Below are 14,590 nucleotides of genomic sequence, written 5' to 3' on the forward strand. Positions count from 1 at the left end.
TCCCAGCGTGCGGGCGTCCGGAGCCCCCGGTCGAGCACCTCGTCTGCGTTCACGTCCCACCTCTGTTCATTCAGGATGAACAGCGCCAAGAGATGAACAGGGCGTCAGGCGTCGACGTAGGCGGCCAGGTGCTGGCCCGTGAGCGTCGATCGGGACGCGACCAGGTCCGTGGGCGTGCCCTCGAACACCACGGTGCCGCCGTCGTGCCCGGCCCCGGGGCCGAGGTCGATGATCCAGTCGGCGTGCGCCATCACGGCCTGGTGGTGCTCGATCACGATCACCGAGCGGCCGGACTCGACGAGGCGGTCGAGCAGGCCGAGCAGCTGCTCCACGTCCGCGAGGTGCAGACCGGTCGTGGGCTCGTCGAGCACGTACACGGCGCCCTTCTCCCCCATGCGCGTCGCGAGCTTGAGGCGCTGGCGCTCCCCGCCCGACAGGGTGGTCAGCGGCTGGCCGAGCCCGACGTACCCGAGCCCGACGTCGACGAGGCGTTCCAGCACGGCGTGCGCGGCGGGCGTGCGGGCCTCGCCCTCGGCGAAGAACGCGGCAGCCTGCGTGACGGGCATCGCGAGGACCTCGGCGATGTCCTTGCCGCCGAGCCGGTACTCCAGCACGGACGCCTGGAACCGCCGCCCCTCGCACTCCTCGCAGGTGCTGGCGACGCTCGCCATCATGCCGAGGTCGGTGAACGTGACGCCGGCGCCGTTGCAGGTGGGGCACGCGCCCTCGGAGTTGGCGCTGAACAGCGCGGGCTTGACGCCGTTGGCCTTGGCGAACGCCTTGCGCACGGGCTCGAGCACACCGGTGTACGTGGCGGGGTTGGAGCGGCGCGACCCGCGGATCGCGCCCTGGTCGATCGCGACGACCCCCTCGCGGCCGACGACCGAGCCGTGGATGAGCGAGCTCTTGCCCGACCCGGCCACGCCGGTGACGACGGTGAGCACACCGAGCGGCACGTCCACGTCGACGCCGCGCAGGTTGTGCGTGCTCGCCCCGCGCACCTCCAGCACGCCCGTGGGGGTGCGGACCGTGGGCTTGAGCCGCGCGCGGTCGTCGAGGTGCCGCCCGGTGAGCGTCCCGCTGGTGCGCAGCCCGTCGACGGTGCCCTGGAACACGATCTCGCCGCCCGCGGTCCCGGCCCCGGGGCCGATGTCGACGACCTGGTCCGCGACCGCGATCGCCTCGGGCTTGTGCTCGACGACGAGCACCGTGTTGCCCTTGTCGCGCAGCCGCAGCAGCAGGTCGTTCATCTTCTGGATGTCGTGCGGGTGCAGGCCGATCGTCGGCTCGTCGAAGACGTACGTCACGTCGGTCAACGAGGAGCCGAGGTGCCGGATCATCTTGGTCCGCTGCGCCTCGCCGCCCGACAGGGTGCCCGCGGGCCGGTCCAGCGAGAGGTAGCCGAGGCCGATCTCGACGAACGAGTCGAGCAGGTGCCGCAGCCCCTGCAGCAGCGGGGCGACCGACGGCTCGTCGAGGCCACGCACCCATGCCGCGAGGTCCGTGATCTGCATGGCGCACGCGTCGGCGATCGAGAGGCCGGCGATCCTCGACGACCGCGCCCCCGGCCCCAGCCGGGTGCCCTCGCACTCGGGGCAGGTGGTGAACGTGACGGCACGCTCGACGAACGCGCGCACGTGCGGCTGCAGGGAGTCCACGTCCTTGGAGAGGATCGACTTCTGGATCCGGGGCACCAGGCCCTCGAAGGTCACGTTGATGCCGTCGACCTTGATGCGCCGCGCCTCGCCGTAGAAGAGCTCCTGCCGCTGCTTCGCCGTGAACGACGCGACCGGCTTGTCGCCCGGCACCACCGCGGAGTAGATCCGCCCGTACCAGCCGTCCGCGCTGTACCCGGGCACCGTGATCGCGCCCTCGGCCAGGCTCTTCGAGTCGTCCACGAGCTGGCCGAGGTCCACGTCGTTGACCGCGCCCATGCCCTCGCACCGCGTGCACATGCCGCCCAGGCGCTCGTACTCCGCCCTCACGGCCTTCGACGACGCCGCGTTGCGCTCCACCGTGATCGCGCCGGTGCCGCGCACCGACGCGGTGTTGAACGAGAACGCGGACGGCGGGCCGATGTGCGGGTCCCCCAGGCGGCTGAACAGGATCCGCAGCATCGCGTTCGCGTCGGTGGCCGTGCCGACCGTGGAGCGCGGGTTCCCGCCCATGCGCTCCTGGTCGACGATGATCGCCGTGGTCAGGCCCTCGAGCAGGTCGACGTCGGGCCGCGCCAGCGACGGCATGAACCCCTGCACGAACGCCGAGTAGGTCTCGTTGATGAGCCGCTGGGACTCCGCGGCGATGATGCCGAACACGAGCGAGCTCTTGCCGGAGCCGGACACGCCGGTGAACACCGTCAGCCGCCGCTTGGGCAGGTCGACGCTGACGTCCTTGAGGTTGTTCTCCCGCGCCCCGTGGACGCGGATGAGGTCGTGGGCGTCCGCGACGTGCGCGTCGGCGGCGGCGCTCGTGGCGCTCGGGGCGGGGGATGGCGTGGCCGGGCTCATCGTTCCTCCGTCAGTGAGGCGGCGCGCAGGCAGGGACCCAACGTAACCAGCACGTCCGACACGACGACGGACCCGCGCCGGGCCGCAGAACGCGCGGGCTGCGACCGATCAGACGGCGTTGATCCGCAGCAGGTTGCCCGCCGGGTCCCGCACCGCGGCGTCCCGCACCCCGTACGGCTGGTCGGTGGGCTCCTGGACGACGTCGGCGCCACCGGCCACGAGCGCGTCGAAGGTGCCGTCCAGGTCCGCCGTCGCCAGCGTCAGCGCGCCGTAGCTGCCCTTGGCCATGAGCTCGAGGATGGTGCGCCGCTCGTCGTCGCTGATCCCCGGGTCCACGGCCGGCGGGTGCAGCACGACCGACGTGCCGGCGCCGCCGGGCGGGCCGACGGTGATCCACCGCATGCCCTCGTAGCCGACGTCGTTGCGGACCTCGAGGCCGAGCAGGTCCCGGTAGAAGCGCAGCGACGCCTCGGGGTCGGTGTGGGGCAGGAACGCGTGGTGCACGGTGATGTCCATGCCCGCCACGCTACGAGCGGGCCCCGGCGCGCGCTTCTCGGATCCTGACCGGTCGGGTCGCCTGCCGCGTGTGGCACGACGGCATCTCCCCGCCCGCCTCCCGCCGCCGGTACACGCTCGGCGGCACGCCCATGAGCTCGGTGAACCGGGTGCTGAACGTGCCCAGCGACGAGCACCCCACCGCGAGGCACACGTCCGTCACGGACAGGTCGCCGCGCCGCAGCAGCGCCGCGGCCCGCTCGATGCGCCGCGTCATCAGGTACGCGTAGGGCGGCTCGCCGTACACCCGCCGGAACTCCCGGCTCAGGTGCCCGGCGGACATGTGCGCGCCGCGCGCGAGGGCCTCGACGTCCAGGGGCCGGGCGTACTCCCGGTCGATCCGGTCGCGCACCCGCCGCAGCCGCACCAGGTCCCGCAGCCGCTGCTCCTCGACGTCCGTCGTCACCCGTCGATCGTGCCACGGCCCCCGTCGGCGGCACCCTGACCCCGACGGGTGGAGACCGTGACCGTGAACTTCGGGTCCCGCCCGGCCTGCCGGGTCGGCCCGACGAAAGCCTCCAGCGTGGGCCGGTAGCGCAGGTGGGAGTTCCACACGGCCCAGAGCTCGCCGCCCGGCCGCAGCACGCGTGCGGCCTCGACGAACAACGCCCGGGCGACGCCGGGGTGCACGGCGGCGCCGACGTGGAACGGCGGGTTGAGCAGCACCACGTCGACGGACGCGTCGGGCAGGGCGTCGGCCCCGTCCGCGCGGAGCACCTGCACGCGGTCGGCCACGCCGTTGGCCTCGACGGTCGCCCGCGCCGAGGCGACGGCCGCCGCCGACTCGTCGGTCGCGACGACGCGCATGCCGGGCCGCCGCCGGGCCAGCGCCACGGCGAGGACGCCGGTGCCGCAGCCGAGGTCGAGGGCGGTGCCGTCGGCGGGCGGCAGGTCGTCGAGGTGCGCGAGCAGCGCCCGGGTGCCGATGTCGACACCCGTGCCGGCGAACGCGCCGCCGTGCGCGCACACCGTGAGGCCGACGTCCGGGTGCGTGACGCGCTCCGGCCACCGCGGTGCCGGGCGCTCGGCGGCCGGGCGGGGCTGGGTCGCGACCAGCACCCGCGACTTCTGCCGGGCGAGCCGGGCCCGGACGTCGCCGAGGTGCCGGGCGAGGACGTCGTTCATGTGGGTCGTCATGTGCTTGAGCCGACCCCCGGCCAGGACGACGACGGACGGGTCGGCGTGCACGGCGACCAGCGCCGCGACCTCGTCGAGCGCGTCCAGCGACCGCGGCAGCTGGAGGAGCACGACGCGCGCACCGGCGACGAGCGAGGCGTCGAGCCCGTGCGACGTGAACCCGCCCAGGCCGAGCCGCTCGGCGTTGGCGTGCAGCGCCCGCTCCCCCGTGAGCCGGTCCTGGTGGGTCCGCACCCCGGTGACGCCGTGCCGGGCGACCGCCCCGAGGGTCAGCGCGCCGTACCGGTCGCCGATGACGACGACGGTGCCGTCGGCCGCGCCCGCGAGCGCCGGCGCGGCCTCGTCGAGCAGCAGGCGGTCGGTCGCGTCGACCGCGTGCAGGTTGGGGGCCTCGAGGTCGGGATGACGGCGCAGCGCGTCGAGGACGTCGCTCATCGCGCGGACAGAGGTCGGATCACCGGCCCGAGGCTAGCAACGCCGTCGGAGGACGTCGGCGGGCCCGCCGCGGACCCCGTGCTGCGAGGGACCGACCACGGCGGGTCAGTACGGGAGCCTGTCGAGGCCTGCGGCCGACATCATCTGCTCGTAGTCGCGGAGCAGCCGGGCCGACCTCGGGCCGTCGACGTGGCTCGCGAGGGTGTCGCCCTGGACGAGCAGGCCGGGGAACCGCCGACCGGGCTGCTGCACGAGCTGGACGTTGCCGCCCCAGACCAGCCGCTCGGGCGGCGCCAGCGGTTCCACGTCGGGCGCGCCCGCGTCCCACCAGTCGGCCGAGACGGTAGCGGCACGCAGCCGCTCGACCCGGTCCAGCACGTAGGCCTCGACGGCCCCGGGCAGGCGCACCACGTGCCCGTCCACCACGTGTGCGAGCCCGTCCGGCCACGCCAGCACCCCGTCGGTCCGGACCGCCGTGCCACCGGGCGCAGCGCAGAAGGGGCACGGCGAGGCGTCCGCGTCCTCACGCAGGAGCGCGCCACCACCGAGGTAGGTCGCGACCTCCCGTCGCTCACCCTCGTCCCACTCGTCGTCGACGAGGTCGCGGGGGTCAGGGCGTCCGGGGTGCTCCTCGGACCGCCAGGTTCCGATCAGCCGCAGGACCACGGTGCCCTCCATCAATCAGCTCTCCACGCGCGCGGCGCTCGGCGCCGGGTCCACGTCGATCAGCAGTCGCAGCCGGGCGGGGAAGGGCACCTCCGGCGCACCACAGCCGTCCGTCACGCGAACCCCCGTCGCCCGCCATGGCCCAGATCGTGCCAGACCGCCACGACGCGGCGGCGCACGGCGGTCGTCGACGACCGGCGACGGGTCGCGCAGGCGCCTCAGGCGTCCAGGAACCACGCGACCAGGAAGACCCCCGCGACGACGAGCGGGACGACGACGGACCAGAGCAGGACGGGGCGGCGCTCGAACCGCCCGGTCGAGCCGGGGAACGCGGCCTCGATCTCGGCCGCACGGTTGAGGCGGTGCTCGTGGTCGACTTCGACGCCCGCGCCGCGGAGCGCCGCGATGACATCGTCGCGGCGCCACACCTCACGGTAGGTGCGGAGCACCGCGGCGAGGCTCCCGTCCGGGGCGAAGACGAGAGCCCGACCTGCAGGACCGGCGACCAGCCGGACCTGGTGGCCCGGCCCGAGGCGGACGACGCGACGACGCCACATGCCCTGGTGGACCAGGAGGAGCGACTCCTCGTCGACCCGTGCCAGGTGAAGCCGAGTCCGGGCGAAGAGCAGCGTGAAGGTGACGCCGACGAGTGCGAGCGCGCAGCTGGCCAGCGCAGCCCTCGACGCGGGGTCCGCGAGGACCTCGGTGATCAGGTGGCTGCCGTGCCGCGAGGGCTGCACCAGGAACATGAGGACGAGGGCGGCCACGGTGAGCCGCGGGGCCCGCAGGGTGACGGGCAGACCCGACGAACCGTTCGGCTCGCTGCGCTCCCGGCGGCGTCGGCCTGCTCGACCCGTCGTCTGCCCACCACCTGGGCCCGGCCCGTGGCGGTCGGCACCGCGCTCGTCCACTCTGCACTCCCCCGCGTGGCCGCGTCGCGCGGCCCCTCACGGCCCATCGGTACGCACGCGGCGCGACTGGTGCCGGACGGGACGCAGTCACCCGATCCGACGCCCCAGCCCGTCGCCCTGCTCGACCTGGACTCACGGGCTCGTCGTGGCCCGACGATCAGCCGCCGAAGGGCAGGACGGGGCGGCCGGGCACGTCGACGCGGACGCGGAAGAGGGCGCCGGCCTCGGGCTCGGGGTCGTCGAGGTTCTCGCGGGAGGTGGTGACGTAGAGGTCGCGCAGGTCGGGGCCGCCGAGCGTGCACGCGGTGGTGAGGCGGACGGGCAGCTCGACCTCGGCGATCACGTCGCCGGCGGGCGAGTGGCACCGCACGCGCCCGGCGGTGTTGAGCGCGACCCACACGTTGCCCGCGGCGTCGACGACGAGGCCGTCGGGGCGCTCCCCGGGGCGGCCGGCGAAGGGGCGGCGGTTCGTCAGCCGCCCGCGCACGACGTCGAAGACCGCGGTGCGGCCGGTGGCGGTGTCGTCGTAGTAGGCGCGGGTGCCGTCGGGCGAGAAGTCGAGACCGTTGGAGATCGTCACGTCGTCGAGCACGACCTGCACGTCGAGGTCCGGGGTGATGCGGTAGAGGGTGGCGGCGCCGGGCGCCCGGTCGTACGCCATGGACCCGGCGTAGAGGGCGCCGCGCGGGTCGCAGGCGCCCTCGTTCATGCGCACACCGGGGTCGGTCCACAGCTCGGGCAGGGCGGTGGGCGCTGCGTCGGGGTCGTCGGCCAGGGCGATGCCGCGTTCGAGCCCGACCACGTAGCCGCCGCGGGTGCGGGGCCGCACGAAGGCCGCGACGTCGCCGACGTGCAGGCGGTCGACGGTGCCGTCGTCGCGCAGGGTCAGCAGGTCGCCGGCGAGCATGTCGACCCAGCGCAGCCCGCCCCAGGTCGGCGACCAGCACGGGCCCTCGCCGTGGTAGGCGACGGGGTCGGTGATCTGCTCGGCACGCAGCACGGTGCTCCTCGGGGACGGGGGTGGGGTGGGTGCGAGCCTGGCGCGGATGCGCACCCGGCGCACGTCGAGCCGCTCGGCGGCGGGCGGGTCCGGGTCAGCGCGGGGCGGCGGGCGTGATGACGAGCGCGTGCTCGCGCACGTGGTCCAGAGCCCGCCGGACGGCGCCGAGGGTGACGACGTCCCGGCCCAGGTCGGAGGCGAGCACCTCGACGCCCGGGGGGTCGACGTACCGGTCGAGGTCGCGGCGCACGAGCGCGAGCAGCGGCTCGCAGGACGCGGCGACGGCACCGGCGACGACGACGCGCTCGGGGTCGTAGATGCTCGCGAACGTCGCGACGACGCGGGTGACGCGCGCGGCGGCGTGCTCGACGACCGCGAGCGCGAGGGGGTCGTCGGCGTCGGCGGCGGCGAGGACGTCGGCCGCGTCGAGGGTGGCGGGGTCGACGTCCTGCAGCGCGGACCCGTGGTGGCCGTCGTCCCGGCCCAGGCGGGCGAGCTGGGCGAGGGCGTCGTCGCGGACGAGGGCGGCGATGCCGGTGGCCGAGCCGACGCCGTCGACGAGGTCGAGGTAGCGCATCTCCCCCACGCCGCCGTGGGCGCCGCGCAGCAGCCGACCGTCGTCGACGACGCCGGCACCGAGGCGCTCGCCGGCCAGCAGCGTGACGTGGCACCGCACGTCCCGGCCGTGCCCGAGCCGGTGCTCGGCGAGGGCGGCGAGGTTGGCGTCGTTGTCGACGAGGGTCGTCCAGCCGTGCCGGTCGCGCAGGTGGTCGACGATGCCGGGGTTCATGCGCTCCCAGAAGGGGTTGTCGCGGAACGTCGTGCGCCCGTCGCGGTCGACGGGTGCGGGCACGCCGACGGCCACGGCGAGCACGGTGCCCGGGTCGGCGCCCGCCTCGTCGAGCACCTCCCGCGCCGCCCGCTCGATGCTGGTCAGGCGTGCTGCGCCGAGGTCGTCGGGCGACGACGGCAGCACCGCGCGGGCGAGCGTGGCGCCGCGCAGGTCGGTGGCGGTCGCGCTGATGCGGTGCTGCCCGGCGTCGACGCCGACGACGACGCCGGCACGGGGGTCGAAGGCGTAGCGGCGGGCGGGACGGCCCTTGCCGGGGTCGGTGCCGGTGCGCCGGCTCGCCAGCTCGGTGACCCAGCCGCGGGCGATGAGCTCGTCGCAGACGTCGTGCACGGTGGCGCGCGAGAGCCCGGTGGCCTCGACGAGCGCGGTGCCGGTGACCTCGTCGAGGTCCCACAGCCGGTCGAGCACGAGCCGTGCGCTGGCGTCGCGCAGGTGCCGGGACGACACCGGGGTCCGATCCACCTCTTGACCTCCTCGGGCTTCGCGGTCACTCTAGTGGCAGGTCTTAAATTTAGGTCCTACATCAAGAGCGGCCATCCCGGGGGGACGCATGACGACGGTGACGGGGATCGACCAGGTGCTGGCCGCAGGGTCGGCGCAGGACGCGACCTGGTGGCGGCAGGCCGTCGTCTACCAGATCTACCCGCGCAGCTTCGCCGACTCGAACGGCGACGGCGTCGGCGACCTGCGCGGCATCACCGCCAGGGTCGACCACCTGCGCGACCTCGGCGTCGACGCGGTCTGGCTGAGCCCCTTCTACCCCTCGGCCCTGGCCGACGGCGGCTACGACGTCGACGACCACCGCGCCGTCGACCCCCGCATCGGCACCCTCGACGACCTCGACGCGATGCGCACCGCCCTGCGCGCCGCCGGCATCCGCCTCGTCGTCGACATCGTCCCCAACCACACCTCGAACCGGCACGCCTGGTTCCGCGAGGCCCTCGCCTCCCCGCCCGGATCCCGCGCCCGGCAGCGCTACGTGTTCCGCCGCGGCCGCGGCGCCCACGGCGAGCTGCCGCCCAGCGACTGGACCGCGAGCTTCGGCGGCCCGGCGTGGGAGCCCGTCGGAGACGGCGAGTGGTACCTGCACCTGTTCGCCCCCGAGCAGCCCGACCTCAACTGGGCCGACGACGATGTCCGCGCGGACTTCCTGCGCACGCTCGCGTTCTGGGCCGACCGCGGCGTCGACGGGTTCCGCATCGACGTCGCCCACGCCCTCGTCAAGGACCTCACCGAGCCGCTGCCCTCCCAGGCCGAGCTCGACGCCCACCTCGGCGACGGCACGCACCCGCTGCAGGACCGCGACGAGGTCCACGAGATCTACCGCGAGTGGCGGCGCCTGTTCGACCGCTACGACCCGCCGCGCACCGCGGTCGCCGAGGCCTGGGTGCCCGCGCACCGGCGCGCGCGGTACGCGTCGCCGCAGGGGCTGGGGCAGGCCTTCAACTTCGACCTGCTCGAGTCCCCCTGGGACGCGGCGGCGTTCGCGTCGATCATCGAGAAGAACCTCGCGCTGGCCCACGAGTCCGGGGCGTCGTCGACGTGGGTCCTGTCCAACCACGACGTGGTCCGGCACGCCAGCCGGTACGCCCTGCCCACCGGCACGGACCTGACCGCGTGGCTGAACGCCGACGGCACCGACCCCGCCCCGGACGAGGCGCGCGGCCTGCGCCGGGCGCGCGCCGCGACGCTGCTCATCCTCGCCCTGCCGGGCTCGGCGTACCTGTACCAGGGCGAGGAGCTCGGCCTGCCCGAGGTCGCGGACCTGCCGCGCGACGCGCTCGCGGACCCGACCCACCTGCGGTCCGGCGGTGCGCAGAAGGGCCGCGACGGCTGCCGGGTGCCGCTGCCGTGGACGTCCCACGGCCCGACGCTGGGGTTCGGCGACCAGCACGCGCACCTGCCCGTGCCGGCGTCGTTCGCGCGGTTCGCGGCCGACGCGCAGGCCGCGGACGAGTCCTCGACCCTGGCGCTGTACCGGAAGGCGCTCGCCGAGCGGCGCCGCCGGCAGACCGGGGAGATGCTGGAGTGGCTGACGGACGTCCCGCCGACGGTGGTGGCGTTCCGCCGGCCCGGCGGCTGGACGTCGGTGACGAACTTCGGGACCACGCCGGCACCGCTGCCGGCGGGTCAGGTGGTCCTCGCCAGCGGGCCGCTCGACGGCACCGGGGTGCCGGCCGAGACGACCGTGTGGCTGGAGCAGGGCACGACGGACGCGTGACGCAGGACGGGCGGGTGCACCGACGCACCCGCCCGGCAGGGGGCGCGGCAACGGTGCCGCGGCGACTTCGACCACCGGAGGCGACAGCATGACGTCACCGTCCACCCTGATGCGGGCCGAGCTGAGCCGCCGGGGGTTCCTGCGCGGCCTCGGGGCCGCCGGCGCGGGGCTCGCCCTCGCGTCGTGCTCCAGCGCCTCGGCGTCGTCGGGCACCACGGAGATCGTGTTCTACCAGTCCAAGCCCGAGGTCATCGGGTACTTCGGCGAGCTCATCGAGCAGTTCCACCAGTCCCAGTCCCGGGTGCGGGTGCGGCACGACTCGACGTCGAACCTCGCGGGGTCGTTCGTGCGGGAGCAGCCGCCGGACATCGGGTGCCTCAACTACAACTTCGAGATCTCCCGGTACGTGGAGCGCGGCGCCCTCTCGGACCTGTCGGACATGCCGGAGGCGGGCCGCGTCCTGCCCGAGCTGCAGCCGCTGATCGACGTCACCGCCAGCTACCCGGGCCGCACGAGCGTGATCCCGTACTCGCTCATGGCCGCGGCGGTGCTCTACAACCGCGAGATCTTCGCCGACCTCGACCTGACGCCGCCGACGACCTGGGACGAGCTGCTGACCCTGTGCCGCACGCTGACCGACGCGGGCGTCACGCCGATCTACTCCACGTTCAAGGACCCGTGGACGATCGCGCAGGGCCACTTCGACTACACGGTCGGCGGCCTGGTCGACACCACGGACTTCTTCACGCAGCTCAAGGCGCAGGGCACCGACGTGGGGCCCGGCTCCCCCGTCGCCTTCCAGCAGCAGGTGCTCGAGCCCGTCCAGCGCATGCAGGAGCTCGTCGCGTTCACCAACCCGGACGCCGCCAGCCGCGGCTACGGCGACGGCAACGTGGCGTTCGCACGCGGCGAGGCCGCCATGTACCTGCAGGGGCCGTGGGCGCTCGGGGAGATCGCCAAGACCAACCCCGACCTCGACGTCGGGGCGTTCCCGCTGCCGATGACGGACGACCCGGCGGACCGCCAGGTCCGCGTCAACATCGACCTGGCGCTGTGGATCCCCGAGGGCTCACGGAAGAAGGAGGCGGCCCGGGAGTTCCTGGCGTTCCTCATGCAGCCGGAGGTCATCGACGCGTACAACGCCCACGCGCTCGGCTTCGGCGTCACCCAGGGCGCCGCACCCGTGACGGACCCGACGCTCGTCGAGCTGCGCGAGTACTACGACCGGGCCGCGTTCTACGTGGGCGCGTCCCAGCTGGTGCCGCAGTCGATCCCGCTGCAGAACTACACGCAGTCCCTCGCGGCCGGAGCCGCCCCCGGGCCGGTCCTGGCCACGCTCGACGCCGACTGGCGGCGGCTCGCGTTCCGCTCCTGACGCCGCGCGCCGCCCACCCACGAACGGAGCCACCCGATGGTCACCGCACCCACCACCCGGGCGACGTCCCGGGGCGCCCGCGCCGCGGCACCGACGCCGCCGGCCGGGGACCGCCACCGCCGCGTCCCGGGCACGTTCTACCTGTTCCTCGTGCCCACGCTCGTCGTGTTCACCCTGTCGATCACCCTGCCCGCCGTCATGGGCATCACGTTCAGCTTCACCGACTCCGTCGGGTTCGGAGAGTTCTCGTTCACCGGCCTGACCAACTACGTCGCCCTGTTCTCCGACCCCGCGATCCGCAGCTCCTACCTGTTCACGGTCGGGTTCGCGCTGGTCACGGTGCTGCTGGTCAACGTCGTCGCGTTCCTGCTGGCCGTGGGCCTGACGGCGCGGATCCGGGCCAAGGTCGCGCTGCGCACGGTGTTCGTGCTGCCCATGGTGATCTCGGGCATCGTCATCGCCTACGTCTTCAACTTCCTGTTCTCCAACTCCGTGCCGCAGCTCGGGCAGGCCCTCGGCATCGGACCGCTGGAGCAGAGCCTGCTGGCGAACCCCGACCTGGCGTGGACGACCATCGTGATCGTCACCGCGTGGCAGGCGGTGCCGTCCGCGCTGCTCATCTACATCGCGGGCATCCTGTCGATCCCCGGCGAGGTGTACGAGGCCGCCGCCATGGACGGCGCGTCCGCGCGCCGCCGCCTGGTGTCGATCACGCTGCCGCTGGTCGCCGGGTACGTCGTCATCAACCTCGTCATCGGCTTCAAGAACTTCCTCAACGCCTACGACATCATCGTCGGCCTGACCAACGGCGGTCCCGGCACCGCGACGCGCAGCGTCGCCATGACGATCTTCTCCGGGTTCACCGGCGGCGACTACGCCTACCAGATGGCCAACGCGACGATCTTCTTCCTCATCGCCGTCGTCCTGGCCGTCGCCCAGCTGCGCCTGACCCGCGGAAGGAGCGCCCTGTGACCGCCCAGACCCTGACCACGACCACGCCCGCCCAGGTGCCGGTGACCCGGCGCCGGTTCCGCCGCCGCGGCGGCGAGGACCGCACCAGCTGGGGCACCACGACCATCCTCGCGCTGTGCACGCTGGCGGTGTTCGCCCCGCTGTACGCGACGGTGACGATGGCGTTCAAGACGACGTCGCAGTCCGTGGACGGGCAGGTGTTCTCCCTGCCGTCCCCGGTCAGCGTCGACGGGTTCGTCGAGGCGTGGCGGTTGACCAACTTCCCGCGCGGGTTCGCGATCTCCGTCTTCGTCACCGCCGTGACCGTGGTCGGCACCGTCGCGCTGGCATCGCTGGCCGCGTACGCGATCGCCCGCAACTGGGACCGCCGGTTCTTCCGCTGGTCGTTCTTCTACCTGCTGGCCGCGATGTTCCTGCCGTTCCCCGTGCTGGCGCTCTCGCAGGTCAAGCTCACCGGGATCGTCGGCCTCGCCAACCCCGTGGGCGTGGCGCTGCTGCACGTGATGTTCCAGCTCTCGTTCAGCGTGCTGCTGTTCACCGCGTTCATCCGCGGCCTGCCCGAGGAGCTCGAGGAGAGCGCCCGCCTCGACGGGGCGAGCACCTGGACGGTGTTCCGGCGTGTCGTCTTCCCGATGATGGCGCCCATGAGCGCGACCGTCGCGATCTTCGCGTTCCTCGCGTCGTGGAACGACTTCATGATGCCGTCGCTCATCACCGCCGACTCCACGCTGCAGACCCTGCCGGTGCTGCAGAGCGTGTTCCAGACGCAGTTCAGCAGCAACTACAACGTCGCGTTCGCGTCGTACCTCATGGCGATGGCGCCCGCGATCGTCGTGTACCTGTTCACCCAGCGCTGGGTGATGGCCGGTGTCACCCAGGGGGCGATCAAGTAGCGGCCGTCGGCTGCCCGACCCGCACCCCGCCCTCGGGCGCGAGCGGCAGGGACCGCACGCTGCGGAACTGCCGCTCGCGCCCGTCGACGGGGTCGGTGAACGCGACCTCCGCGGCGAGCAGCTGCAACGGGTGCCGGAAGTCGTCGGTCGGCACGTCCTTGACCACCGGGTACAACGGGTCGTCGACGATCGGCACGCCCAGCCCCCACAGGTGCAGCCGCAGCTGGTGGGTGCGCCCCGTGCGCGGCGACAACCGGTAGACCCCGTGCCCGCCGGCCTCGCCCTCCAGCTCCACGAGCGTCTCGGCGTTGACCCGCGCCCCCGGCACCACCTCGGCCTGCCACGACCCGTTCTGCTTGCGGATGTGGTTGCGCACCACCACCGGCAGCTCCAGGTCCTCGCGCAGCGGCGCCAGCGCCCGGTACGTCTTGGTGACCGCCCGCCGCTCGAACGCCGTCTGGTACGGCCCCCGCCACCGCTGCTCCGTGGCCAGCATCAGCAGCCCCGACGTCACCCGGTCCAGCCGGTGCAGCGGCGAGAGCTCCGGCAGCCCCAGCTCCGCGCGCAGGCGCACGACCACCGACTGCATCACGTGCCGGCCCCGCGGGATCGTCGCCAGGAACGCCGGCTTGTCGACGACGACGAGCCGCTCGTCGCGGTGCACCACCACGACCTCGCCCGGCACGTCCGCCTCCACCGGCAGGTCGCGGTGGAACCACACGAACGACTGCGGCACGTACGGGTCGCCGTCCCGCACCGCCCGCCCGTCGGCGTCGACGAACCGCCCCGCGTCGAGCATCTCCGCGACGTCCACGTGCTCCGGCAGCCGGTGCCGCAGCCACGCGCCCATCGTGGCCCAGCCGTCCGCCCGCCCCCGCACCTTGTTCGGCGTGCAGATCCGCGCGGCGTCCAACCCGTGCCGCGACGGGAGCGGTGAACGAGGAGGCACCGGGCCATGCTACGGATGCCGGACGGGGCCAGAGCATTGCATCGACCCGCCCGTGCACGACGTGGAGCAGCACGATCGAGGCCGGCGGCGCGGCGCGGCCGAACGGGTGAGGCCCG

13 protein-coding genes are annotated in these 14,590 nt (G+C 73.9%); 4 read left to right on the plus strand and 9 right to left on the minus strand.

What is annotated here, in order from left to right; all coding sequences use genetic code 11:
• Positions 1 to 104: 104 nt before the first annotated feature.
• From FBY24_RS00610 to FBY24_RS00645, 8 genes are all read right to left on the minus strand, one after another.
• Positions 105 to 2,507: an excinuclease ABC subunit UvrA gene (locus tag FBY24_RS00610; RefSeq protein WP_142157180.1), complete on the minus strand. Its 2,403-nt coding sequence runs from the start codon at positions 2,505 to 2,507 to the stop codon at positions 105 to 107.
• 108 nt (positions 2,508 to 2,615) lie between these two features.
• Positions 2,616 to 3,023, minus strand: coding sequence for a VOC family protein (locus FBY24_RS00615; protein ID WP_142157182.1), 408 nt, complete (start codon positions 3,021 to 3,023; stop codon positions 2,616 to 2,618).
• Between the two features lie 10 nt (positions 3,024 to 3,033).
• Positions 3,034 to 3,468 (minus strand): helix-turn-helix transcriptional regulator, encoded by a 435-nt coding sequence (locus tag FBY24_RS00620; protein WP_142157185.1) that lies wholly within the window; start codon positions 3,466 to 3,468, stop codon positions 3,034 to 3,036.
• Entirely contained in the window at positions 3,465 to 4,634 is a 1,170-nt protein-coding gene (locus tag FBY24_RS00625) for a class I SAM-dependent methyltransferase (RefSeq protein WP_142157187.1), read from the minus strand. The genes FBY24_RS00620 and FBY24_RS00625 overlap by 4 nt, the downstream gene beginning before the upstream one ends.
• A 105-nt stretch (positions 4,635 to 4,739) precedes the next feature.
• Positions 4,740 to 5,312, minus strand: coding sequence for a hypothetical protein (locus FBY24_RS00630; RefSeq protein ID WP_142157189.1), 573 nt, complete (start codon positions 5,310 to 5,312; stop codon positions 4,740 to 4,742).
• Positions 5,313 to 5,518: 206 nt separating this feature from the next.
• Complete coding sequence (locus FBY24_RS00635) at positions 5,519 to 6,067, minus strand: hypothetical protein (protein WP_142157191.1); 549 nt, start codon at positions 6,065 to 6,067, stop codon at positions 5,519 to 5,521.
• A gap of 301 nt (positions 6,068 to 6,368) precedes the next feature.
• Positions 6,369 to 7,211 (minus strand): SMP-30/gluconolactonase/LRE family protein, encoded by an 843-nt coding sequence (locus FBY24_RS00640; protein ID WP_174243454.1) that lies wholly within the window; start codon positions 7,209 to 7,211, stop codon positions 6,369 to 6,371.
• A 94-nt stretch (positions 7,212 to 7,305) separates the two neighbouring features.
• A complete protein-coding gene (locus tag FBY24_RS00645; RefSeq protein ID WP_142157193.1) occupies positions 7,306 to 8,526 on the minus strand; it encodes an ROK family transcriptional regulator in 1,221 nt (406 codons plus the stop codon).
• Between the two features lie 88 nt (positions 8,527 to 8,614).
• On the opposite strand from FBY24_RS00645, the gene FBY24_RS00650 reads away from it, so the two are divergent.
• From FBY24_RS00650 to FBY24_RS00665, 4 genes are all read left to right on the plus strand, one after another.
• Positions 8,615 to 10,285, plus strand: coding sequence for a glycoside hydrolase family 13 protein (locus tag FBY24_RS00650; RefSeq protein ID WP_142157195.1), 1,671 nt, complete (start codon positions 8,615 to 8,617; stop codon positions 10,283 to 10,285).
• A gap of 88 nt (positions 10,286 to 10,373) precedes the next feature.
• Positions 10,374 to 11,660 (plus strand): ABC transporter substrate-binding protein, encoded by a 1,287-nt coding sequence (locus FBY24_RS00655; RefSeq protein ID WP_142157197.1) that lies wholly within the window; start codon positions 10,374 to 10,376, stop codon positions 11,658 to 11,660.
• A gap of 36 nt (positions 11,661 to 11,696) precedes the next feature.
• Entirely contained in the window at positions 11,697 to 12,632 is a 936-nt protein-coding gene (locus FBY24_RS00660) for a carbohydrate ABC transporter permease (RefSeq protein ID WP_255432135.1), read from the plus strand.
• On the plus strand, positions 12,629 to 13,525 hold the full coding sequence (locus FBY24_RS00665; protein WP_142157199.1) for a carbohydrate ABC transporter permease: 897 nt from the start codon (positions 12,629 to 12,631) through the stop codon (positions 13,523 to 13,525). Before FBY24_RS00660 ends, FBY24_RS00665 begins: the two co-directional genes overlap by 4 nt.
• On the opposite strand, the gene FBY24_RS00670 is transcribed toward FBY24_RS00665, so the two are convergent.
• Complete coding sequence (locus FBY24_RS00670) at positions 13,518 to 14,474, minus strand: pseudouridine synthase (protein ID WP_142157201.1); 957 nt, start codon at positions 14,472 to 14,474, stop codon at positions 13,518 to 13,520. The genes FBY24_RS00665 and FBY24_RS00670 overlap by 8 nt on opposite strands.
• Positions 14,475 to 14,590 lie beyond the last annotated feature (116 nt).

The organism is Cellulomonas sp. SLBN-39 (assembly GCF_006715865.1).
Taxonomy (GTDB): domain Bacteria; phylum Actinomycetota; class Actinomycetes; order Actinomycetales; family Cellulomonadaceae; genus Cellulomonas.